Genomic DNA, 23,312 nt, shown 5'->3' on the forward strand with positions numbered 1-23,312 from the left:
CGCAGTAGCCGCAGCGGGCGCAGCAGCGACCGCGCGATCAGCATCGTGAGTACTGCGGCCACCAGCAGGACACCGAGCATGACGCCGCCGTCGGTGAGCGCGGACTGCCGCGCCTCGACAGCGAGGTCGTCCGAACGCTGCTGGATCTGCAGCAGCACCGCGTCCTGCACCTGCTTGACCAGGTTCACGGTGGACGTCGCCGAGGTCTCCCACTGCTGGTGGTCGAGCCCAGTGAACGGCTCTGCGGCCTCGGCGCGAGCGAGCACCGATTCGACCATGCCGTTACCGACGTCAACAGGGGCGCCGATCACCGTCTCGTCGTACATCCGCCGCTGCTCGGCGGTGGCGAACTTCGCGAAGTCCTTGCGCGCGGCCGCGAGCTCGGCCTCGGCGGCCACCAGCGCGCGAGCGCGGTCGGCCGGCAACTGGCCCGTCGCGAGTGCCTCGGCGACCAGCGCCCTGCGGACCGACAGCTGGTCCTTGACCCGCGCGAGCGCGTTGGCCGTGAGCCGGCCACGCGCGAGATCCCCGTCGCTGACGCTGGTCGCCGCCTGGTCACCGATGTCGAGAATGCCCGAGACGAGATCGCCGTAGGAGCGCAGCACCGCATCGGCTCCGACCGAGGAGTTCTCGCCTGCGTACCGCAGGTCGGTCAGCACCTCGAACCGCCCGGCCAGGTCCCGGAACCCGGCGACCGCCTGCGAGGACAGGTTCGAGCTTGCGGCGGTCAGCGTCCGGTCGAACTCGCCCAGTGCGCTGTCGACTCGCTCGCGTTGGGTCCGCAGCTCATCGATTCCGGCCTGCCTGCCGCCGGCGACGTAGCGCACCGTCAGGTCGCGTTCGCGCTGCAGCTCGTGGATGACCACCGCGACAGTGGCGTCGACACGCACACCTTCGGCGCCCTCGGCGAAGTCGTCCGCGCTCCCGAGATCCGCGGCAATGCGCAGGCCCACCAGAACGACGACGGCCAGTACCGGGATGAGCAGGACCGCGAGGAGCTTGGTGCGAAGCCGCCAGTTGCGCAGCCGCCAGCGTCCACCGGCACGCCCGGGGTCCGTCGCGTCATCCCGGCGGGGACGCTCGCTGCGACGGGTCACCTGGCTTCCTTTGTCAACGCTGTTGAGCTGTCAAAGCCACTGGAGAGTAGCGGCACCCGCCATCGTGGGGAGGAGCGCCTCAGGTCCAGCAGGGGTTGCCCGGCGATGGTATTGGGTCGGGCGCCCCGAGCTCCAGAAGTAAGACCAATCTCTCTCGATCGCTCGTGCCCGAGCCGGAGCTCGCGGCGGAGGAACGTATAAAGGAGGACGTGAGTGATGGCCCCTTGATCGTCCAGTCGGACAAAACGGTGCTGCTCGAGGTGGACCACGAGCGCGCGGACGACGCCCGCATTGCGATCGCACCGTTCGCCGAGCTGGAACGTGCGCCCGAACACGTCCACACCTACCGCGTGACGCCGCTGGCCCTGTGGAACGCGCGGGCGGCAGGGCACGACGCCGAGCAGGTGGTGGACGCGCTCACGAGCTACTCGCGGTTCCCGGTGCCCCAACCGCTGCTGATCGACGTCATCGACACGATGGGCCGCTTCGGCAGGCTGCAGATCCAGAACCACCCGGCGCACGGGCTCGTCATGGCGAGCACCGACCGCGCGGTGCTCGAGGAGATTCTGCGGAACAAGAAGATCAGCCCGATGCTCGGTGCGCGGATTGACGATGACACGGTCGTCGTGCACCCGTCCGAGCGCGGCAGGCTCAAGCAGCTGCTGCTGAAGGTCGGCTGGCCGGCCGAGGACGTCGCGGGCTACGTCGACGGCGAATCGCACCCGATCGCACTGCGCGAGGACGGCTGGGCGCTCCGGCACTACCAGCGTGAGGCGGCGAACGCCTTCTGGGCAGGCGGCTCGGGGGTGGTGGTGCTGCCGTGCGGCGCTGGCAAGACGCTGGTCGGCGCAGCGGCCATGGCACGGGCCGAGGCGACCACGTTGATCTTGGTGACGAACACGGTCGCAGGCAGGCAGTGGAAGCGCGAGCTCGTAGCCCGCACGTCTCTGACCGAGGACGAGATCGGCGAGTACTCCGGCGAGAAGAAGGAGATTCGCCCCGTCACCATCGCGACGTACCAGGTCATCACACGCAGGAGCAAGGGCGAGTACCGTCACCTGGAGCTTTTCGACTCACGCGACTGGGGACTGGTCGTCTACGACGAGGTGCACCTACTGCCCGCGCCGGTGTTCCGGATGACAGCGGATCTGCAGTCCCGCCGCCGGCTCGGGTTGACCGCCACGCTCGTGCGCGAGGACGGCCGCGAAGGCGACGTCTTCTCGCTGATCGGCCCGAAGCGCTACGACGTGCCCTGGCGGGACATCGAGGCGCAGGGCTGGATCGCACCGGCCGAGTGCATCGAGGTCCGCGTCACCCTCACCGACTCCGAGCGGCTGTCGTACGCGACCGCGGAAAGCGACGAACGCTACCGGCTCGCCTCCACGGCGCAGACGAAGAACGCCGTCATCAAGTCCATCGTGGACAAGCATGCCGGCGAGCCGACCCTGGTCATCGGTGCCTACTTGGATCAGCTGGAGGAGCTCGGCGCCGAGCTGGACGCCCCGGTGATCCAGGGGTCGACGAAGAACAAGGAGCGCGAGGCTTTGTTCGACGCGTTCCGCCGCGGCGAGATCGCCCGGCTCGTCGTGTCGAAGGTCGCGAACTTCTCGATCGATCTGCCGGAAGCCTCGGTGGCGATCCAGGTGTCGGGCACTTTCGGCTCCCGGCAGGAGGAGGCCCAGCGGCTCGGCAGGTTGCTGCGGCCGAAGGAGGACGGCCGCCAGGCGCACTTCTACTCCGTGGTCTCGCGCGACACGCTGGACACCGAGTACGCCGCACACCGGCAACGTTTCCTCGCCGAGCAGGGCTACGCGTACAGGATCATCGACGCCGACGACCTGCTCCGCCCCTTGTGACGCGCTGGCCCCCGAGTACCGCCAGCACCTGCCTGGCGTGGTTCCGGGCGCCCAGCAGCCGGTTACGCACCCGCAGCCTTCAAAAGTAAGCACCGCACTGTCACCCACTGGAGTGATCCTCGAGCGATCGCCCCGCCTGACGCCCCAAACTGTCAGATCATCGAACTAGTGTTCGAGTCAGCAGTAGAACACCTGCGCAGGAGGGGTTTGACCATGACCGTCGTCCAGTTCCGCAGCCAGCAGCCGATCGCCGACCTCACATTGCCACCGGGTCGGATGCACAACAACCTGTGGGTTTCGAGCGAACCGATCAGCGATGCCAGCCTCTATCTGGCCTGTGTGGCGGCCTATCCGCGCACCGGCCGATGGCCGGTGCTCATCCCGAGCGATCCGCGGTTCGAGATGAGCGGCGAGGACTGGATCGATGACCGCGGCTGGCTGCCACCGGCCGGTCACGAGGTCGACACCGTCGACGTTGCGGCGACGCTGGCCGACTGGTGGGAGCCACCCTGCTGTGAGGGCACCTGCCTGCAGCCGTACGACGCGACGTTCCCGGGAGTGGCGCGCCGTGCGCCCCGGCGTGCGGATCCGTTCGCCGAGGCAGGCAACACCGGCTCGATCCTTGCCGCACGTGGGGACAGCCGGCTGGGGATCGTCGAGACACCGCGCCCCGCCGACATCCCGGCCGTGCTCGGCTGGCGGGGGACGCTGAACCAGACGGACCAGGTGGCCGCCGTGTCGGCGGTACTGCGCAGCTGGGAGGACCGGTTCGGCGCGGTGCTGATCTCCCTCGGCTTCGACGAGCTGCAACTGTCCGTGGCTGCCCCGCCGAAGACGAAGGCTCGCGCTCTCGTGGTGGCGGCCGAGCACCGCGCATTCTGCCTGGCCGACTTCAGCTGGCACCGGGGCACGCTCCGCGAGTTCGCGACCGAGTTGATGGGAAAACGGCTGTGGTCGTTCCTGTGGGACTGAATCGCCTCGGTTTCCGGCGAAGCAAGCGGTCGATGGCCCGCCGTGCCAGCCTGGACAGTGACGCGGTCACAGGAGGGAAGGATTCCGAACAAGGGCTCAGGTATCCACGTCGGCACGTCGGGCTGGCTCTATCCCGCGTGGCGCGGCACCTTCTACCCGAAGGGCCTCGCCCACCGCCGGGAGCTCGAATACCTGTCCAGGTGTGTCGATTCGGTGGAGATCAACGGCTCGTTCTACTCCCTGCAGCGGCCCGAACGCTACCTGGGCTGGTACACCCAGACGCCCGAGGACTTCGTGTTCTCGGTCAAGGGTGGTCGCTTCATCACGCACATGAAGCAGCTGCGCGACGTGGACGCCCCGCTGGCGAACTTCTTCGCCTCGGGCGTGCTGGCACTCGACCAGAAGCTCGGCCCCGTGCTATGGCAGCTACCGCCCCGGATGCCGTTCGATCCAACTCGGCTCGCAGCGTTCTCCCGGCTCTTGCCCCGCAGCACCGGTGCGGCGGCGGAGCTGGCGCGGCGACATGACGACAAGCTGCGGTTCGAGCCCTACCTCCACGTGGAGCAGGATCGGCCGCTTCGGCACGCGCTCGAAGTCCGGCATCCCAGCTTTGCGACCGCCGACGCCGTGCGGCTACTTCGGGAACACGACCTGGCGCTCGTGGTCGCCGATACGGCAGGCATCTGGCCGTACCTGGAAGATGTGACGTCCGATTTCGTCTACGTCCGGCTCCACGGCGCCGAGGAACTCTATGCCAGCGGCTACACCGACGAGGCCCTGACAGCATGGGCCGCCAAAGTGCGGGTGTGGCGGAACGGGCTCAGCCCGGCGCCCGAGCACCTGGTCGCCGCGCCCGCAAGGAAACGTGAACGGGAGGTTTTCGTCTACTTCGACAACGACATGAAGGTGAAGGCACCGGGCGACGCGATTGCGCTGGCCGAGAAGCTCGGCCTCCACCGCGTACCTCCGGACGCTGGGCCACGGGAAGCCAGCTGAGCCTGCCGTGTCGGCTCAGGCGCTCCTCGCCCGCCCGGCGTGGACGCCCTCGGAGATCTCCTCGACCAGCTTGCCGCAGAACGCCGGCAAGTCGGCTGGCTTGCGGCTGGACACCAGCCCCTGGTCGACGACGACCTCCCGGTCGACCCACTCGGCGCCGGCATTGCGCAGGTCGGTCTGCAGGCTGGGCCACGAAGTGATCCGCCGGCCCCGCACTACGTCCGCCTCGATCAACGTCCACGAGCCATGACAGATCACGGCCACCGGCTTGCGCTTGGCGAAGAAGTCGCCGACGAAGCGGACGACGTTGGGGTTGGTGCGGAGCTGATCGGGGTTGGCCACGCCGCCCGGCAACACCAGGCCGTCGTAGTCATCCACCGACGCTTCGGTGACGACCTTGTCCACGGGGAAGGTGTCGGCCTTGTCCAGGTGGTTGAACGCCTGGATGCGACCAGCTCGGGTGGAGATCAGCTCAGGCTTGCCCCCTGCCGCCTGTACCGCCTTCCACGGCTCTGTCAGCTCTACCTGTTCCGTGCCTTCCGGCGCCGCCACGAAGGCAACCCTGCGACCGGTGAGCGTGTCAGCCACGTTCATCACTCCTCTCACGCTGTGGTTCACAATCCGGCTACCCGGGGCACGGCGGCGTTGAAACCCGTTGACCTAGCGCGAGAATGGAGACGTGAGTCCTGAACACGTCTACGCCATCCCGCTACGTACGCGTTTTCGCGGTATCACGGTCCGTGAAGGAGTACTCCTGCGCGGACCAGCGGGCTGGGGAGAGTTCTGCCCGTTCCGGGACTACACCGATGCCGAGTGCCTCCCCTGGCTGGCAGCGGCGGTCGAGGCGAGCGAGCACGGCTGGCCATCGCCGGTACGCGAGCGGGTGGAGGTCAACGCGACCGTGCCGGTCGTACCGGCGGAACGCGCATACGAACTGGTCGCAGCGTCGAGCTGTCGTACAGCGAAGGTCAAGGTCGCCGATCCTCGATCGTCCCTTGTGGACGACTGCGACCGGGTGGCGGCCGTGCGTGACGCGCTCGGTCCGCACGGCGCTCTCCGGGTGGACGCCAACGGTGCGTGGGATACCAGCACCGCGGTAACGGCGATCCGGGAGCTGGATCGCGCCGCGGGCGGGCTGGAGTACGTGGAGCAGCCGTGCCTGACAGTGGAAGAGCTGGCGCTCGTGCGCAGGAAGGTGGACGTCCGGGTCGCCGCCGACGAGTCCATCCGGCGAGCCGAGGATCCGCTGCGGGTCGCGGTCGCCGGGGCCGCCGATGTCGCGGTGCTCAAAGTCGCACCGCTGGGAGGTGTGCGGCGAGCACTCGACGTGGCCGAAGCATGCGGACTACCGTGCGTGGTGTCGTCTGCGGTCGAGAGCAGCGTCGGCCTCGCCGCTGAGCTGGCACTCGCCGGCGCCCTGCCCGCACTCGACTTCGCCTGCGGCCTGGGCACGATGTCCCTGCTGACAGCCGATGTCACGACCCAATCACTGTCTCCTGTGGACGGCTATCTGCCGGTGCCCGCCCGCGCGCCGGAGCCGGACCTCGCAGAGACCGTACCGGCCGGTGACGACGTCCGGACCTGGTGGCTGGACCGGCTCGCCAGAGTCGTTGCGCTGGCGAGCCGGCAAAGCTGAGTGCCCGTCGGGGACATTAGCCGCTCACAAACCCCTTAGACCGCAGCCTCTTCGGCGTGCGGGTTCGGACCTTGCGGACGCAGCGGCAAGGTGGCGAACGCGGCAGGTGGCTCGCGCCATGGGGCAGGGAGACTGCCCGCCCGCGCCTGCTCGACGGCCCGCCACACACGCTGCGGCGTCAGCGGCATGTCGAGGTGACGCACTCCGAGGTGCTTGAGAGCATCGACAGCGGCGTTCTGCACGGCCGGCGTGGAGCCGATCGTTGCGGACTCACCAATGCCCTTGGCGCCCAACGGGTTTCGCGGCGTCTCTGTCTCGGTGTTGGCAACTTCCAACAGGGGGATCTCGACTGCGCTGGGCACCAGATAGTCGGCGAGCGTGCCGGTGACCGGGTTGCCATCCTCGTCGTAGCTGACCTGTTCCCACAGCGCCTGCGAGATGCCCTGCGCCGCGCCGCCGTGTTGCTGGCCGCGCACGATCAGCGGGTTGAGCACGCGACCGCAGTCATCGACGGCAATGTGCCGGACCGGCCGGACGTGCCCGGTCTCGATGTCGACCTCCACCACGGACACATGCGCGCCGAACGGGAACGTGGGACCGCCGGGCGTGAAGTCGGTGTTCGCGTCGAGTGTGCTGCCGTCTTCGGCAGCGGCCTTGGCGAGCTGGGCCCAGCTGAGGCTCGCACCGGGCACGCCGACGACGCCCAACTGCCCGTCCGCGGTCAGCTCGATATCCTCCGCGGCCGCCTCCAGCCGGGACGCAGCGATTTCCTTGGCCCGGCGTACCAGCAGCTCGCTGGCCTGCCGCACAGCGCTGCCGCCCACCTGGAGCGACCGGGAGCCGCCTGTGCCGCCACCACGCGGGATCTGCGCGGTGTCCGACTGCACGAAGTCCACCGATTCGAGCGGTATGCCCAGGGCGTCGGCGACCAGCATCGAGAACGACGTCGGGTGGCCCTGACCGTGGCCGGACGTGCCGACCTTGATCGTCGCGCGTCCCTCCGGGCTCATCTCGACCGAGGCGTACTCGCCGCCGCCTCCACCGCCGGTGATCTCGACATAGGTACTCACACCGATGCCGAGCAGCACGTGCTCACCCGCCTCGATGCGCCGGGCCTGTTCCGCGCGCAGGTCCTCGTATCCGGCCAGCCGCAGAGCCTCGCGCAGCGGCAGGTCGTAGTCGCCGGAGTCATAGCCGGCACCGACCACGGTCGTGTAAGGGAACTCCTCCGGCCGCAGGAAATTGCGGCGCCGCAGCTCCACCGGGTCCAGATCGAGCTCGGCGGCGGCCAGATCCATCATCCGTTCCAGCATCGCTGCGGCCTCTGGCCGACCGGCGCCGCGGAAGGCGCCGGTCGGCGTGGTGTTCGTGAGCGCCGCGATCCCGGCGAAGCTGATCTTGGGGATGCGGTACACCCCCTGAGCCATGACGCGCGTCGGCCCGAGTGCGAAGCCCCCACCGAACCCGGCATAGGCACCGCAGTCGCCGATCACTCGGCAGTGCAGCCCGGTGATCGTTCCGTCGGACTTCAGGCCCAGCTCCGCGTACTGCACCTGCGCCCTGCTGTGCGGCATGGCCTGCAGGTTCTCCGAACGCGACTCGACCCATTTCACCGGCCGCGACAGCGCGCGGGCAACGCCGATCGCGACCTCGTGCTCCGCCGCGAGGCCGAACTTGCCGCCGAAGGCGCCCCCGACGTGTGGTGCGATGACGCGCACCCGCTCGCGGGGCAGATCGAAGGCCTTCGCCGCACCGGCCCGCAGTGCGTGTGGTGCTTGCGTCGACACGTAGACGGTCAGGTCATGGTCGGCATCCTGACCACCGGGCACCACGGCGATCGCGTTGCCCTCGAGGGGCACGACCGCGACCCGCTGGTTCTCGATTCGTGCCCGCACGACCACGTCGGCGTCGGCGAGGATCTCCGAGCCGACCGCATCCCGTTCACCAGCCGCGATGTTGGAACCGAGGTCAGGGAACTGCAGTGGCGCGTCCGGCTCGACGGCTTCCTCCATATCCACCACGGCGGGTAGTGGCTCGTAGTCCACGTCGACGAGCTCCACCGCGTCGGCGGCCGCGGCGGCCGTTTCGGCGACCACGACGGCGACCGGGTCGCCGACGAAGCGCACGCGGCCGATGGCCAGCGGTGGGCGCTCACACTGCGGGTTGACCTCCATGAACTGCTGCACGGGCGGCAGGTCCAGGTCGGCCGCGGTGTAGACAGCGACGACGCCGTCCGCCTTCACCGCCTCGCTGAGGTCGATGCCGGTGATCTCGGCGTGCGCGAACGGTGAGCGCACGAACGCGAGATGGAGGGTGTCTTCGATGGTGAGGTTGTCAACGTAGGAGCCCTGCCCCCGGAGGAGTTCGGGATCCTCAACGCGCCGCACTTCGGTTCCGAGCAATGATCCGGGCATGTTCCGACCCTAACCACGAGAAGAGATCATGCACAGGTGGAGTAACTCAGGGTGCGTATCTCCGGGATGTCTCCGGGCCGTTCCCCGATGCCGGATGGGCCGTGCCGGAACCAGTATGGAGTCATGACCAACAACACGACCGTCAAGAAGCTCCGCCGCAGCCGGAGCGACCGGATGCTCGCCGGTGTGTGTGGTGGCTGGGCACGCATGCTGGGCGTCGACGCCGCGATCCTGCGCATCGCGTTCGTGGCGACGACGATCTTCGGACTCGGCACCCCGGTACTGCTCTACGCCGCCTGCTGGATCCTCATGCCAGAAGAGACCGAGGGGTAGGAGGGTCCCCGAGGGCACCGGGTGCCCTCGGGGACCAACACGCGAACCGGAACGCGGGACTCGCGAGCCGGAACGGGAGACTCGCCCACCTGAACGCGGGACTCGCGACCTGGAGCGGGCAACTCGCGCACCCGAGCGGGCAACTCGCGGGTCCGAGCGGGGGACTCGCGAGCCGGAACGGGAGACTCGCCCACCCCAGCGGGAGACTCGCGTTGCTAGCTCGGGCGGTTGCCGCCCGCGCAGCGGGACAGGTCGACCGGCTTGGTCTCGCCCCTGGCGATCGTCACCTCGACCTCCTGCCAGGCCTTGCCCTGCTTCCGCTCACACCTGACCGTCCAGCTCTCGGTGATGGTGCTGCCGTCACGCGCAGGCCGGATCGACGGGTTGACACTCCAGGTGAACGTTCCACCCGGCGAGACCAGCTCGGAGGAGAGCTCGCTGGTGAACGGGATCGGAGCCGTTCCCCCGCCCGGTTGCGGCACCGGCGCGGTGGCCTGGGTGAACTCCTTCTCCACGGTCAGCCGCGCGCCCTTCGGTGCCGACACGGTGAGCCGCGAGTGGTAGGCGGAGTTCGCCGCCGCCTCGAACTGCCGCAGCAGGGCCTCACGCACGCCACCGTTGGCGTTGGTCGCCGAACCGGTTCCGAAGTACTGGTCGATCACGCCCTCCTGGTAGGCGACGTGGAAGTTACCGCCGTCGAGTTCGAACTCGAAACCGAACCCGCCGGTGGTGAAGTAGCTCCACTCCCCGGTGCTGCCGCTGGTGTCGTACAGCTGGTACGAGGGGATGTTGCGGTACCCGGTGGCATCGGCCAGCTGGGCACCGATCTGCTCGTACACGATCTCGTCCGCGGTCAGCGGCGTCGCCGCCTGCTGCGGCGGGCGCAGCACCAGCGCACCGTAGTTGTGCACGCTCTGCAGCGACGTCACCTGGCGCGATGAGGCCAGGTCACGGATGTTGCGCACCTCCGGCTCCGAGAACGGCGCGCCACCGCGGTAGGTACCACTGGCCGGGTTCGCGCTGGCGCCGCTGCCGCCCCAGTTCACGCCGTAGTTGCGGTTGAGGTCCACACCGAGCGAATGGTTGGCGGCATCGGCGCACTGCCCGGGAGTCACGTCGGCGGACGCGTCGTCGAGCCGGCAGTTCTTGCGTTTGTACTCGTAGAGATAGCTGCGCGAGATGTCGAAGCCGTCCGCGTTGACCAGTGGCACAACCACGATCCGGGCCCGCTTCAGCAGATCGGTGATACGCGGGTCCTCGCCGTAGTTGCGCACGAGGTCCATGGCGAACTCCATGGTCACCTCGGCGGTCGGCCACTCCCGAGCGTGGTGCGCTGCCACGAGCAGGAACACGGGCCTGCCGTCGTCGGCGGCCACGTTGTGCGCGATCTCGATGCCCTCGATCTCCTTGCCCAGCAAGGACTTGTGCGGCAGCGTGAACGGCTCGACGAGGTCAGGGCGGTCCGCCGCCAGCTTCGCCATGTCGGTGCCGTAGTCCGCGTACGTGCGGTAGGTGTTGCGGCCACTCGGCAGTGCGGACGCGGCGAGAGTCCGCGCCTGGGCCTCATCCTCGGCGAGGACCTCGCGGGTGTGCTCGGCCAGATCCGCGACCACGACGTCGTAGCCGAAGCCCGCCTGCTCGAGCGCTTGCCTGTCCGCCGCTCCATGGGCGTAGACCTCGACATAGCCGTCGCCGCGGACGGGGGCGACGTCGGCACCGGTCGCGACGAGCCGGTCCACCTCGGCCCTGGTGGGGGTCGGTACGCGTAGCAAGGCGACAGCGTCGCCGTCCACCGGCTGTGCCGATGCACCGGTTGTGCCCAGAAGTGTCGTCACCATGGCTGCCGTGACCGACAGGGCCAGACCGGCCCGTCTCGCAAGGGATCGTGTAGCCATATCAACCTCTCTGTGCGGGGTTGCAGGCTCGCAACTCAACCAGCGTCGTTAGTTGCGCAAAAGATCCTTTCGGAGGGATATCGGACCAATGCCACCGAAGGGCGCAGGCATGCGAAAGGCCCGGCCCCTTACGGGACCGGGCCTTCCACTGGCTGGTTGGACCGAATCAGAAGTCCATGCCGCCCATGCCACCGGTCGGGTCGCCGGCCGGGGCCTTCTCCTTCTCCGGCTTGTCCGCGACCACGGCTTCGGTGGTCAGGAACAGCGCCGCGATGGAGGCGGCGTTCTGCAGCGCGGAGCGGGTGACCTTCGTCGGGTCCGGCACGCCGGCCGCGAGCAGGTCCTCGTACACGCCCGTGGCGGCGTTGAGGCCGTGGCCCGCCGGGAGGGTCTTGACCTTCTCCACGACGACGCCGCCCTCCAGACCACTGTTCACAGCGATCTGCTTGAGCGGAGCCTCGACCGCCACCTTGACGATGTTGGCGCCGGTCGCCTCGTCGCCCGAGAGCTTGAGACCCTCGAACGCGATCTGAGCGGCCTGCAGCAGAGCCACGCCACCACCGGCGACGATGCCCTCCTCGACAGCGGCCTTGGCGTTACGCACCGCGTCCTCGATGCGGTGCTTGCGCTCCTTGAGCTCGACCTCGGTGGCGGCACCGGCCTTGATGACCGCGACACCACCGGCCAGCTTGGCCAGCCGCTCCTGCAGCTTCTCCCGGTCGTAGTCGGAGTCGCTGTTGTCGATCTCGGCACGGATCTGGTTGACGCGACCCTGGATCTGGTCGGCGTCACCGGCACCCTCGACGATGGTGGTCTCGTCCTTGGTCACGACGACCTTACGAGCCTTGCCCAGCAGCGAGATGTCGGCGTTCTCCAGCTTCAGGCCGACGTCCTCGCTGACGACCTGACCACCGGTGAGGATGGCCATGTCCTGCAGCATCGCCTTACGACGGTCACCGAAGCCCGGAGCCTTGACGGCGACGGACTTGAAGGTGCCGCGGATCTTGTTGACGACCAGGGTGGCCAGCGCCTCGCCCTCGACGTCCTCGGCGATGATCAGCAGCGGCTTGCCGGACTGCATGACCTTCTCCAGCACGGGGAGCAGGTCCTTGACGTTGGAGACCTTGGAACCGAACAGGAGGATGTACGGGTCCTCCAGCACGGCTTCCTGGCGCTCCGCGTCGGTCACGAAGTAGCCGGAGATGTAGCCCTTGTCGAAGCGCATACCCTCGGTGAGCTCGAGCTCGAGGCCGAAGGTGTTGGACTCCTCGACAGTGACGACGCCTTCCTTGCCGACCTTGTCCAGCGCCTCGGCGATGAGCTCACCGATGGTGCGGTCAGCAGCCGAGATCGAGGCGGTAGCAGCGATCTGCTCCTTGGTCTCGACCTCCCTGGCGACCTTGTGCAGCTGCTCGGTCACGGCCTCGACGGCCTGCTCGATGCCCCGCTTGAGAGCGATCGGGTCGGCGCCGGCTGCGACGTTGCGCAGGCCTTCCTTGACGAGGGCCTGTGCGAGCACGGTCGCGGTGGTGGTGCCGTCACCCGCGACGTCGTCGGTCTTCTTGGCAACTTCCTTGACGAGCTCGGCCCCGATCTTCTCCCACGGGTCCTCGAGCTCGATCTCCTTGGCGATGGAGACACCGTCGTTGGTGATGGTCGGCGCGCCCCACTTCTTCTCGAGCACGACGTTGCGGCCACGGGGGCCAAGCGTCACCTTGACGGCCTCGGCGAGGGTGTTCAGGCCGCGTTCGAGTCCGCGGCGGGCGTCCTCGTCGAACGCAATCAGTTTGGCCATTGCGGTGTGGTCCTCCGGTAATCGGAACACGTCCTCGGCCAGGCTCGGTGCCCGCGACGGACGACCAGTCCGGATTCCCCCGGGCCTGGCCTCACCGTCCCGACCTTCAGGCGCCGGCTCGTCGAACCGGGCACCTAGCACTCGACGGTGCCGAGTGCCAATTCGTGTTTAGCACTCTCGGGGGGAGAGTGCAAGCAGTGAGGTCACCTACCGGAGCCCGGAACCACCGGGATGGACGTCGGCGGCGCGTTGTTTCCGCTCGTCTCGCCCGCGCTGCCGGTGGGTTCGCCGGTCGCCGAGCCCGGACCCACCGGGATGTCGGGAGCCGTGGTGGTACTGGTCTGGTCGGCGGGCTCGGTGCCGCCCTCGTCGTCCCCGCCGGTGAAGATGAGCAGGGCCGCGATGCCGGCGCCCACCACGACGACGGCCGCGAGAACCCAGGCGATCCAGGCCTTGCCGCCGCCCTTGTTCCCAGGCGCCGGCGGGAAGCCGCCCCCCGGCGGTGGTCCATACCGGGGCATGCCCATGCCCTGCGGAGGCATACCCATGCCCTGCGGCTGCGCGCCGTACTGCTGTGGAACAGCGCCCGGTGGGCCATACGGCGACTGGTGGCCGAAGCCGGCCGGTGGCTGCTGACCTGGCTGACCTGATTGACCTGGTTGCGGTCCTGGCTGCTGGCCGTAGGGATGCACCGGGCCCCCCTCTCCGTTGTGAGCGACGGCGACAGGATGCCTGCCCGCCATTGGCGCGGACCGGGCGGGATCGGGTTGCAGTGCCTTGCGCGCAGCGGTGACCAACTCGACGCAGGTGGCGTACCGGTCGTTCGGGCTCTTCGCCATGCCCTTGCCGACGACGTCGTCGATGGCGGACGGCAGCGCGGGCACGATGCGGGACAGCGGCGGGGCCGTGCCGTTGAGGTGGCCCTTGATCACCGTCTGGACATCGCCCTGGAACGGCGGGCGGCCGGCCAGGCAGGCGTAGAGCATGCAGGCGAGCGCGTACTGGTCGGTCCTGCCGTCGAGTGGCTCACCGCGCAGGTGCTCGGGCGCCGCATAGGTCGGTGAGCCGAGGAAGTCACCGCCCCTGGTGCGGTGCCCCGTCGCGCCACGCCTGGTGAGCCCGAAGTCGGCGACGTAGACGTGTTCGCGGGCCGACTCCCGGCTGGTCACGAGCACGTTGGCAGGCTTGACGTCGAGATGGACGAGCCCCCGGTTGTGCAGCGTGTCGAGCGCGTCCGCGACCTGTTCGAGCAGGCCGATCGCCCGGTCCGGCCGCATCGGAGAACCACCGATGAGGCTGGCCAGGTCGGAACCATCGACCAGCCTCATGGCGATGTAGAGCATCCCGTCGAGCTCACCGAAGTCGTACAGCGGCACGATGTTCGCGTGATCGATCGCCGAGGTGTTGCGAGCCTCATCAACGAATCGCTCGCGGAATTCGGCATCGGCCCCCAGGTGCTGCCCGATCACCTTCAACGCCACCTTGCGCCCCAGACGCACGTCGGTGGCCTTGTACATCACGCTCATGCCGCCACGACCGAGCACACCGTCGATGCGGTAGTTACCCAGCCGCCGACCGGTGAGGTCCGCCGACACATCGCCTGTCACAGAGCGCAGCCTAACGCCCACGCCTTATGCGTAGCGCGATGTGTCGGTAGTTCTGGTCGCGCGGTTTACGAGACCTTGCGAACGTCGGCCGCTTGGCTGCGACCATCACGTCCCGCGGTGATCTCGAACTCCACCCGGTCACCCTCGTCGAGACTTCGGAAACCGTCTGCCTGAATGGCCGAGTAATGTACGAACACGTCAGGTCCCTCGGGGGACTCGATGAATCCGTAACCCTTTTCCGCGTTGAACCATTTGACCGTGCCGACCGCCACGGGTCCTCCCTGTAACAAACCGAAAACGCGACAGCCCAGCCTGCCGCGCTCCAAGCCTCGATCACGCTACCGGAATTACCGCGCTCGGCAATGGTCAATTTGCGGTAACTGTGGGAACTCGGCGCTACTTACGACCCTGGACGAGAACAGTTCCCGGCCCCGCGAAGTCCACCGCAAGACCTTCACCGGTACGCACCGACTGCGGACCCGACGGATCCAGCGCGCGCAACCGGACCTGAATCCCGTCCGGATAGGCCACCAGATACCCCGGCCGGACGGTGACGACCTCGCCTGCCTCGATCGTCAACGCGTCCACAGCACCCCGGCAGGCGAGCACCAGCTGCCCGGAACCACTGAAGTGCTCGAGGAAACCGATGTCGCCGCCGAACAACGCCTGCAGGGCGGGCCAGGGGTGGTCGCGGCGGAGGGTGGCCGGGCGCGCCAGCATCGCGCCGACCGCGACCGACCAGCCCACGCTGCCGTCGAACTCCAGCGGGTACACGTCGCCGGGGTGCTTCGGGGCGAGGTCGAGCCAGCCGCCGCCCGTCGGCGCGGTGAACACCGAGGGCGCCGCGCCGCGGGAGGGCCGCGACTCGGTGACACCGAAGCTGCTCGCGATCATCGTGTCGGCGTCGGCCTGCACGGCCTCGCCCTGCGCCAGCACGATCCTGGCGACTCCGAACGCCGGCGTGTGCCGGGTCTGCACCTGCATCGGCGGCTACCTGGACGGCACGCGCGCGACCACCCAGGCGGCGAGCGCCGACGGGTTGCGCGTCTGCGTCAGGACCTGGCCGGGGCCCGCGAAGTCGAACACGAAACCCTCACCGCTCTTGAGCGTCTGGATCAGTCCGGACGACACCTTGCGCAGTTGCGACTGCACCGTCTCGGCGTAGGCCACGACATGGCCGGAGTCGATGGTGATCGTCTCGCCCGGCTGCAGCGTCACCACGTCCATCGCGCCGTAGCAGGCGACGATCAGCTGTCCATGACCGCTCGCGTGGGTGAGGAACCCGCCCTCGCCGCCGAACAGCTTGCTGAACCCGCCCCACTTGGTCTGGGTCTGCACGCCGTAGGAGGACGCCAGCCACGAGCCTCGCGTAACACACCAGCCGGTGAGACCATCGAGGTTGATCACCTGGATGTCGCCGGGCAGGTGCGCCGCGACGTCCACCCAGCCGCCGTTCTGTGGCGCGGTATAGGTGGAGATGAACAGTGACTCGCCCGCGAGGAACGCACGGCCCAGCCCTTTCATCACGCCGCCCTGCGCCTGTGCCTGTACGTGGACCCCATAGCTGGTCGCCGCCATCGCGCCGGCCTCGACGTTCGCCGGCTCACCGGGCCCCAGCACGAGCCTGGCAACGGCGAACGACGGCTGATGGCGGAGCTGTACCTGCATTGATCCTCCCCTGTTACCTCACCTCGGCGGGGAGAGTCTTGCACGGGAGGCGTACGGAGGGAGGATGGTCCGCGTGATCTCCGTCGAAGAACACCGCGCCACCGTGACCGAGCTACTGGGCACGCGTCCGGCCGCGGAACTGCCGCTGGCCGACTGTGCAGGCCTCGTGCTCGCCAAGGACGTGCACGCGAGCGTGTCGCTGCCACCGTTCGACAACTCCGCCATGGACGGCTACGCGGTGCGCTCCGTCGACGTCGCCGAGGCGACGGAAGACTCCCCAGTCGAGCTACCGGTGCGCGAGGACATCCCCGCCGGCCGCACCGACGTGCCGGTGCTGCTGCCGGGCACAGCGCACCGGATCATGACCGGCGCACCGTTACCACAGGGCGCTGACAGCATCGTGATGGTTGAACGTACCGACGCTGGCGCCGAGCGGGTCCGGATCTTCACCAGCACCGCCCCCGGCTCGCACATCCGGCGCACCGGCGAAGACGTCGGGGTCGGCATGGTCGCGCTGAGCGCGGGCACGGTACTCGGCCCCGCACAGCTCGGGCTCGCCTCGGCGGTCGGGATGGACCGGCTCGCCGTGCACGTGCCACCCCGGGTACTCGTCGTGTCGACCGGGACCGAACTCGTCCTGCCGCCGCAGGAGCTGCGGCACGGCCAGATCTACGAGTCCAACAGCGTCATGCTCGTGGCGGGCCTGCGCGCGCTGGGCTGCAGGGTGGAATCGGTGCGCAGCGTCGCCGACGACGTCGACCAGTTCCGCGCCGCCATCGAACCGCGGCTCGCCGACGCCGACCTCGTCGTGACCTCCGGCGGGGTCAGCGCCGGCGCCTACGAGGTGGTCAAGGACGCGCTGACCGGCGCGGGCGTGCGGTTCGCGAAGATCGCCATGCAGCCAGGCGGCCCGCAGGGCTACGGGCGCTGGAACGGCGTTCCGGTCGTGACGCTGCCGGGCAACCCGGTGAGCGTGCTGGTGTCCTTCGAGGCGTTCCTGCGCCCTGCGGTGCTCACCTCACTGGGGCACACCGGCGTCGACCGTCAGCACGTACGTGCCCGGCTGACCGAGACGCTCGAGTCACCGAAGGGCAGGCGTCAGTTCCGCCGCGGCTACTACACGCACAGCGCAGGCCAGGTCACCGGACTCGTCGGGCCACGGGGAGGCCCCGGCTCGCACCTGCTCGCCGCCTTCACCCAGGCCAACTGCCTGATAGTGCTGCCGGAAGACGTCACCGAAGCTCCCGAGGGCTCCGAGGTCGACGTACTGCTCCTGTAGCGAGGGCACGACAACGCTTTGTAACGTTTTCCGCACGTGGGGTTATCTCCGCGGGGAGGATGGTCTTAAGATCGGCCATCCGTGGCCGGGTGGCGTACGGCGTCGGGGGGCGCACGCCACCCGGCCCGTCCAGCCGAGAACCTTGGCGTAGCGTTGTGCATGTCAATGCTTCCAGACAAAACGGGAAAACTCGGCATATGAGTTCCAACTCGCTCGGCCACGCCGTGCGACTCGCCCGCGAAACGCTTCCGCCCATGCACCCGGCCGGACGGCCCTTCGTTCTCGGCGGCGTTGCAGCCACTCTCGTCCTGCGCAAGGTCTCCAAGCGGCTCGGGCTGCTGGCCGGTCTGGGGACGATCGCGACCGCTGCCTTCTTCCGTGAGCCCCGCCGTGTACCGCCTGCCCGGCAAGGGCTCGTCGTCGCGGCCGCCGACGGCCTGGTGTCGCTCATCGAGGAGGCGACCCCTCCCGCCGAGCTGGGCCTGCCGGACGAGCCACGGACGCGGGTGAGCGTGTTCCTTTCGGTGTTCGACGTGCACGTCCAGCGCGCGCCCGCCACCGGCAAGGTCGAGCGGGTCGCCTATCGCCCAGGCAAGTTCCTCTCCGCTGACCTCGACAAGGCCAGCGACGACAACGAGCGCAACTCCCTTCTGTTGCGCACCGACGACGGCCACGAGCTCGTCGTCGTCCAGATCGCGGGGCTTGTCGCCCGGCGCATCGTGTGCCAGGTTCGTGAGGGCGATCAGGTCGACGTGGGTGCGACCTATGGCCTCATCCGGTTCGGTTCCCGGGTCGACATCTACCTGCCGCCCGGCAGCCGGGTGCTGGTCGGCAAGGGCCAGCGCACGATCGGCGGCGAGACCGCGCTCGCCGAACTGCCCACCTAAGAGGTTTATTCACATGGCAACACCCGGCGTCCGACTGCTACCCAACGCGATCACCGTGCTCGCACTGTGCGCCGGGCTGTCGGCAGTGCAGTTCGCGATCGCCCGCGATTTCGTGCTAGCGATCGGTGCGATCGGTGTCGCGGCGCTGCTGGACAGCCTCGACGGGCGGATCGCACGGCTGCTCGACGCGACGTCCAAGATGGGTGCCGAGCTCGACTCGCTCTCCGACGCCATCTCCTTCGGTGTCGCGCCGGCACTCGTGCTCTACATCTGGCTACCCGGCACCGACCAGATCGGGTGGGTTGCGACGCTGATCTTCGCCGTGTGCATGGTCCTGCGCCTGGCCCGGTTCAACACGCTGCTCGACGACGCCGAGCAACCGCCCTACGCGAGTGAGTTCTTCGTCGGGGTGCCCGCGCCGGCGGGTGGTCTGCTCGCACTGCTGCCGGTCATCCTCACACTCCAGTTCGGCCAGAGCTGGTGGTCCGCCGGGCTCGTGGTGTGGGTCTGGACCGTCGCCGTGGCCGGGTTGCTGATCAGCCGTATCCCGACCCTGTCGCTGAAGAAGCTGCGGGCGCCCGCGAAGGCCGTCGCGCCGATGCTCGTCGGCGTCGGTCTGCTCGCCGCCGCGATCATCCAGTACCCGCTCATCGCGCTGATCTGCGCGCTGCTGCTGTACCTGGTGCACATTCCCTACTCCATGCGCCGTTACCGCTGGCTCGCCAAGCACCCGGAAGCCTGGGACGTGCCGCCACGGGAGCGCCGCGCCATCCGCAGGGCACGCAGCCAGCGCCGCCTCGGACTGCGCAGGCCACAGTTCCGCCGGGTCGCCGGCGCGGCACGACGGGCGGTCATGCGCCCGCGCACGCCACCCTCGCCGCACCTGCCGCGCATCTACTCGCCGGATGGCGCCGGCCGCGGCCAGCGGCGCCGCAACTGGCGGCGGATCGGCCTGCGCCGCGGCAACTGACCGGAAGGCGGGACCGCGGGCGTTGCCAATACAGTTGGGCTCGTGACGTCCTCACCGCCGCAGCTCACGCTCACCGTCCGGCACACGCCCTCGGCACTCGACACCAGGCGCGGCGTCGTCCGCCTGCACCCGGAGGTGCTCGACGCGCTCGGCCTCCGTGCCTGGGACGCCGTGCGGCTCACCGGCTCCCGGGTCAGCGCCGCCCTCGCCGCACCTGCCGAAGCGGGGAACCCGCCCGGGACCATGCTCATCGACGACGTCACGATGGCCAACCTTGGCGTCACCGAGGGCGCCGAGGTCGTCGTGGCGCCCTGCTCGGTCACCGTGGCGCGCACGGTGACGGTGTCGGGTTCGCGCCTGGCGAGCATGTCGCTCACCCCGAACACCCTGCGACTAGCGCTGATCGGCAAGGTGTTCACGGTCGGCGACGCGGTGTCGCTGCTGCCGCAGGACCTCGCGCCACCGCCCGGTTCGGACGTTTCGGCAGTTCGGGGCCAGCTGTCCCGCGCGATCGGCGCGACCTGGACCAGCGAGCTGCTCACGGTCACGGCGACCGACCCGTCCGGACCGGTCGCGGTGGGCCAGTCCACGGTGGTGAGCTGGCGCGGTAGCACCACCGAGGAGGCAACACCCACGGCGGCGCCCGCTCCCGTGCGGGCTACGACCCAGGCGGTGGCGCCAAGCCCGATCGTCGAGACGGTCGAGGACGAGCAGCCGCCCCCGCCGATCGCCGACCTCGCCGGCCACGGCGCCGCGGCACGCCGGCTCGCCGAATGGTTCGACCTGGCTTTCCACCGGCCGGAGCTGCTGACCAAACTCGGCACCTCCGGCAGGCTCGGGGTGCTGCTGTCCGGGCCAGAGGGCGTCGGCAAGGCGACCCTCGTCCGGTCGGTCGCCCATGCGGAGCAGGTCAGGGTGGTCAGGCTGGCCGCGCCCAGCGTGGCCGTGCTGGAGCCCGACGCCGCTCTCGCCCGCGTGGCGCAGGCCATGGACGCCACGGCCTCGGGTGACGGCGTGGGCGTGCTGTTACTCACCGACGTCGACACGCTGCTGCCTGCGACACAACCGCCGCCGGTCGCGACGGTGGTGCTCGATCGCCTGCGTGCCGCGCTCGCGCGTCCAGGCTTCGCACTCGTGGCCACCAGCGCGCACCCGGAGTCGGTCGACCCGAGGCTGCGGGGAGTCGAACTACTCGACCGGGAGCTCACCCTCGGACTGCCCGACGCGCAGGTGCGCACCGAGCTGCTGCGGATCCTGCTGCGCGACACACCCGTCGACCCCGATGTCGACTTCGGCGCCATCGCCGAGCGCACGCCTGGTTTCGTGGCCGCCGACCTGCTCGCGCTGCGCAGGGACGCCGCGCTGCGCGCCGCACTGCGGCACCGCGACGGCGGTGCCGACCCGCGCATAGCCGAGCAGGACCTGCTGGACGCGCTGGAGTCGGTGCGACCGATCTCGATGTCCAGTTCGGACACTCTGGCCACCGGTGGGCTGACCCTCGACGACGTCGGCGACATGACGGAGGTCAAGCAGTCGCTGACGGAGGCGGTGCTGTGGCCGCTGCGTTATCCCGACTCCTTCGCCCGCCTCGGCGTCGCCCCACCACGCGGCGTACTGCTCTACGGCCCGCCCGGTAACGGCAAGACCTTCCTGGTGCGGGCGCTGGCAGGCACCGGCGCGCTCAACGTGTTCGCGGTCAAGGGCGCCGAACTGCTGGACAAGTGGGTCGGCGAGTCCGAGCGGGCCGTGCGGGAGCTGTTCCACCGCGCCGCCGAGGCCGCTCCCTCGCTGATCTTCCTCGACGAGGTGGACGCGCTCGCACCGCGCCGCGGGCAGTCCGGCGACTCCGGAGTGTCCGACCGGGTGGTCGCAGCCCTGCTGACCGAACTGGACGGTGTGGAACCGTTGCGTGACGTCATGGTGCTCGGCGCAACCAACCGGCCCGAACTGGTGGACCCTGCCCTGCTGCGGCCCGGTAGGCTCGAGCGGCTCATCTACGTGCCGCCACCGGACACCGAGGCGCGTGCGGCGATCCTGCGCGCGAGCGCGCGGAACACCCCACTGGCGTCCGATGTGGATCTCGACGAGCTCGCGTCCGCATTGGACGGCTACTCGGCGGCCGACTGCGCTGCGCTCATCCGCGAAGCCGCGCTCACCGCGATGCGCGAGTCGCTGGAGGCCGCCGAGGTCACCGCCGCGCACCTGACGAAGGCACGCGGCACCGTCCGCCCCTCGCTCGATCCGGCACAGCTCGCAGCGCTGGAGGCCTACGCCGCAGGCCGCTAACTCGAGTTTCCTCAGCGGCGGAGCCGCTTGCGGGCCTACCGCTGCGGCGACACGCCACCTGCCGCCGCCCGCGAGACCCCAGCTGCTGGCATCGTCACGTTCATGGCCTTCCTGCAGCTCACCGCGATCATCGTCGAGGATTACGACGACGCGATCGCCTTCTTCACCCAGGCATTGGGATTCGAGCTGGCCGAGGACTCGCCAGCCCGCACGAACGACGGCCGTCCCAAGCGCTGGGTTGTCGTCCGCCCGCCGGACGCAGAGACCGGCATCCTCCTCGCCCGCGCCGACGGCGAACACCAGATCGCTGCGATCGGCAACCAGCACGCCGGTCGGGTCGGCTTCTTCCTCCGCGTCGATGACTTCGACGCCAGCTACCAGCACATGCGCGCCGCCGGCGTCGAGTTTCTCACCGAGCCCCGAACTGAGCCCTACGGCCGGCTTGTCGTCTTCCGCGACATCGCCGGCAACCGCTGGGACCTCCTCGGCCCCGCCGTCTCTTCCTGATCTCGGTCCCGCACCGCCACGCAGGCCCTTCGCACATGGGCTTACTAACTGGTAGCGGTGCTCTCGTAGTCCTGGGTGACGATGACGATGACACCGGGGCTGGAGTCCTGGATGCCGTCGAAGCGGGGCTCGACACGGAGGCCGAACTGGCCGGCCAGCGAGCGGGCCGCGGCTTCCTCATCGGTGCCCGGCCGGAAGTACGCGGTACTGGTCGGGATGATCCCCGACGGGTAGTTGTCCACCTGGACGACGTTCCAGCCTTGCGCGCGGAAGTCATCGGCGGCGGTGTTGGCGAGCCCCTTGATGGTGCTGTTGTTGTAGACCCTGAGGCCGACCCACTTCGCCCCCGCCTGCTGGTCCTGGCCGGTCGCGCCGCTGTCGGTGCCGCCCGGCTGCGCACCAGGCGTGGAGGGCGTACCAGGCTGGCTCGGCTGTGTGCTCGGCGATCCGGCTGCGGGCGGCTGGCTGGTCGTGCTGGTGCTCGTCGTCGTGGGCTGCGTGGACGTCGGCTGGGCGGAGGTGCTGCGCTCGCCGTCACCCGGCGGTTGCTGTTCCTGTGACGTGCTCGGTTGCGCGGTTTGCTCGGAGTCGTCGCCGGAACCCAGCAGCGTGATACCACCGATGACGCCCGCGATCACGGCGACCGCGATCAGCCCGAGGCCGGCGGCTCGCATCGGCCGGGACAGCCCGTCGAAGATGCTCATGGCAGTTCAATCCCCAACCGCCGTGCCGCGCGGGTGCGCTGCCTCGCGGCGCGCGTCTTGCGAAGTCGCTTGACCAGCATCGGGTCCGCGCGCATGGCTTCCTGCTTGTCGATGAGCCGATTCAAGATCTGGTAGTAGCGCGTTGGCGACATGCCGAAGAGCTCGCGGATGGCTTGTTCCTTCGCACCGGCGTACTTCCACCACTGGCGCTCGAAGGCGAGTACCTCTTGTTCCCGCTGTGCGAGACCCTCGGCGGGATGGCCGGCTGGGGCTGGCGGGGACGGCTGGCCCTCCTGGGCCATCGACTCCGCTGCGTCCATCTGGCTCCTCGCAATCTCGGCGAAATCACACGGTTGTCGTTCCGCTGCGCCATTAGACCACGGGAGCCGACGAGCGCCACGAACCATGCC

General features: G+C 69.2%; 21 protein-coding genes. 10 read left to right on the forward strand and 11 right to left on the reverse strand.

Features of this window, described 5'->3' with window-relative positions:
* On the reverse strand, positions 1–1,097 hold a 1,097-nt coding region (locus tag ABZ863_RS32080), incomplete at its 3' end, for a nitrate- and nitrite sensing domain-containing protein (RefSeq protein WP_358543205.1).
* A 209-nt stretch (positions 1,098–1,306) separates the two neighbouring features.
* Here ABZ863_RS32080 and ABZ863_RS32085 point away from each other — a divergent pair.
* From ABZ863_RS32085 to ABZ863_RS32095, 3 genes are all read left to right on the forward strand, one after another.
* Positions 1,307–2,953 (forward strand): DNA repair helicase XPB, encoded by a 1,647-nt coding sequence (locus tag ABZ863_RS32085; RefSeq protein WP_358543208.1) that lies wholly within the window; start codon positions 1,307–1,309, stop codon positions 2,951–2,953.
* 213 nt (positions 2,954–3,166) lie between these two features.
* Positions 3,167–3,925, forward strand: a complete 759-nt coding sequence (locus ABZ863_RS32090; protein ID WP_358543211.1) for a DUF4253 domain-containing protein — start codon at positions 3,167–3,169, stop codon at positions 3,923–3,925.
* A 57-nt stretch (positions 3,926–3,982) separates the two neighbouring features.
* Positions 3,983–4,921 (forward strand): DUF72 domain-containing protein, encoded by a 939-nt coding sequence (locus ABZ863_RS32095; RefSeq protein WP_358543214.1) that lies wholly within the window; start codon positions 3,983–3,985, stop codon positions 4,919–4,921.
* A gap of 15 nt (positions 4,922–4,936) precedes the next feature.
* On the opposite strand, the gene ABZ863_RS32100 is transcribed toward ABZ863_RS32095, so the two are convergent.
* Positions 4,937–5,515 (reverse strand): type 1 glutamine amidotransferase domain-containing protein, encoded by a 579-nt coding sequence (locus ABZ863_RS32100; RefSeq protein ID WP_358543217.1) that lies wholly within the window; start codon positions 5,513–5,515, stop codon positions 4,937–4,939.
* Positions 5,516–5,600: 85 nt separating this feature from the next.
* On the opposite strand from ABZ863_RS32100, the gene ABZ863_RS32105 reads away from it, so the two are divergent.
* Positions 5,601–6,557 carry an o-succinylbenzoate synthase gene (locus tag ABZ863_RS32105; RefSeq protein ID WP_358543218.1) on the forward strand — a complete coding sequence of 319 codons (957 nt, stop codon included), beginning with the start codon at positions 5,601–5,603 and terminating at the stop codon, positions 6,555–6,557.
* A 35-nt stretch (positions 6,558–6,592) separates the two neighbouring features.
* Here ABZ863_RS32105 and ABZ863_RS32110 read toward each other — a convergent pair whose 3' ends face one another.
* Positions 6,593–8,971 (reverse strand): xanthine dehydrogenase family protein molybdopterin-binding subunit, encoded by a 2,379-nt coding sequence (locus ABZ863_RS32110; RefSeq protein ID WP_358543221.1) that lies wholly within the window; start codon positions 8,969–8,971, stop codon positions 6,593–6,595.
* Positions 8,972–9,094: 123 nt separating this feature from the next.
* On the opposite strand from ABZ863_RS32110, the gene ABZ863_RS32115 reads away from it, so the two are divergent.
* A complete protein-coding gene (locus ABZ863_RS32115) occupies positions 9,095–9,304 on the forward strand; it encodes a PspC domain-containing protein (RefSeq protein ID WP_358543223.1) in 210 nt (69 codons plus the stop codon).
* Between the two features lie 215 nt (positions 9,305–9,519).
* Here the strand turns inward: ABZ863_RS32115 and ABZ863_RS32120 are convergent, their stop codons facing one another.
* From ABZ863_RS32120 to ABZ863_RS32145, 6 genes are all read right to left on the reverse strand, one after another.
* A complete protein-coding gene (locus ABZ863_RS32120; protein WP_358543225.1) occupies positions 9,520–11,199 on the reverse strand; it encodes a M14 family metallopeptidase in 1,680 nt (559 codons plus the stop codon).
* A gap of 166 nt (positions 11,200–11,365) precedes the next feature.
* Positions 11,366–12,994: a chaperonin GroEL gene (gene groL, locus ABZ863_RS32125; RefSeq protein ID WP_358543227.1), complete on the reverse strand. Its 1,629-nt coding sequence runs from the start codon at positions 12,992–12,994 to the stop codon at positions 11,366–11,368.
* Positions 12,995–13,197: 203 nt separating this feature from the next.
* Entirely contained in the window at positions 13,198–14,601 is a 1,404-nt protein-coding gene (locus ABZ863_RS32130; RefSeq protein WP_358543229.1) for a serine/threonine-protein kinase, read from the reverse strand.
* A gap of 65 nt (positions 14,602–14,666) precedes the next feature.
* Positions 14,667–14,873, reverse strand: coding sequence for a cold-shock protein (locus tag ABZ863_RS32135; RefSeq protein WP_358543231.1), 207 nt, complete (start codon positions 14,871–14,873; stop codon positions 14,667–14,669).
* Positions 14,874–14,997: 124 nt separating this feature from the next.
* The gene (locus tag ABZ863_RS32140; protein WP_358543233.1) at positions 14,998–15,585 is read right to left on the reverse strand and encodes an AIM24 family protein; all 588 of its coding nucleotides are present in this window, start codon (positions 15,583–15,585) and stop codon (positions 14,998–15,000) included.
* Positions 15,586–15,591: 6 nt separating this feature from the next.
* Positions 15,592–16,269, reverse strand: a complete 678-nt coding sequence (locus ABZ863_RS32145) for a TIGR00266 family protein (RefSeq protein ID WP_358543236.1) — start codon at positions 16,267–16,269, stop codon at positions 15,592–15,594.
* A gap of 73 nt (positions 16,270–16,342) precedes the next feature.
* Here ABZ863_RS32145 and glp point away from each other — a divergent pair, with 73 nt between their 5' ends.
* From glp to ABZ863_RS32170, 5 genes are all read left to right on the forward strand, one after another.
* Positions 16,343–17,548 carry a gephyrin-like molybdotransferase Glp gene (gene glp, locus ABZ863_RS32150; RefSeq protein WP_358543238.1) on the forward strand — a complete coding sequence of 402 codons (1,206 nt, stop codon included), beginning with the start codon at positions 16,343–16,345 and terminating at the stop codon, positions 17,546–17,548.
* Between the two features lie 197 nt (positions 17,549–17,745).
* Complete coding sequence (locus ABZ863_RS32155) at positions 17,746–18,435, forward strand: phosphatidylserine decarboxylase (RefSeq protein ID WP_358543240.1); 690 nt, start codon at positions 17,746–17,748, stop codon at positions 18,433–18,435.
* A 7-nt stretch (positions 18,436–18,442) separates the two neighbouring features.
* Positions 18,443–19,405 (forward strand): CDP-diacylglycerol--serine O-phosphatidyltransferase, encoded by a 963-nt coding sequence (pssA, locus tag ABZ863_RS32160; RefSeq protein WP_358543277.1) that lies wholly within the window; start codon positions 18,443–18,445, stop codon positions 19,403–19,405.
* A 42-nt stretch (positions 19,406–19,447) separates the two neighbouring features.
* Positions 19,448–21,691: an AAA family ATPase gene (locus ABZ863_RS32165; RefSeq protein WP_358543242.1), complete on the forward strand. Its 2,244-nt coding sequence runs from the start codon at positions 19,448–19,450 to the stop codon at positions 21,689–21,691.
* 102 nt (positions 21,692–21,793) lie between these two features.
* Complete coding sequence (locus tag ABZ863_RS32170) at positions 21,794–22,198, forward strand: VOC family protein (protein ID WP_358543280.1); 405 nt, start codon at positions 21,794–21,796, stop codon at positions 22,196–22,198.
* Between the two features lie 44 nt (positions 22,199–22,242).
* Here ABZ863_RS32170 and ABZ863_RS32175 read toward each other — a convergent pair whose 3' ends face one another.
* Positions 22,243–22,902, reverse strand: coding sequence for a LytR C-terminal domain-containing protein (locus ABZ863_RS32175; RefSeq protein WP_358543244.1), 660 nt, complete (start codon positions 22,900–22,902; stop codon positions 22,243–22,245).
* A complete protein-coding gene (locus ABZ863_RS32180) occupies positions 22,899–23,222 on the reverse strand; it encodes a DUF3263 domain-containing protein (RefSeq protein ID WP_358543247.1) in 324 nt (107 codons plus the stop codon). The genes ABZ863_RS32175 and ABZ863_RS32180 overlap by 4 nt, the downstream gene beginning before the upstream one ends.
* Positions 23,223–23,312 lie beyond the last annotated feature (90 nt).

The organism is Saccharomonospora sp. NPDC046836 (assembly GCF_040645195.1).
Classification (GTDB): Bacteria; Actinomycetota; Actinomycetes; order Mycobacteriales; family Pseudonocardiaceae; genus Prauserella_A.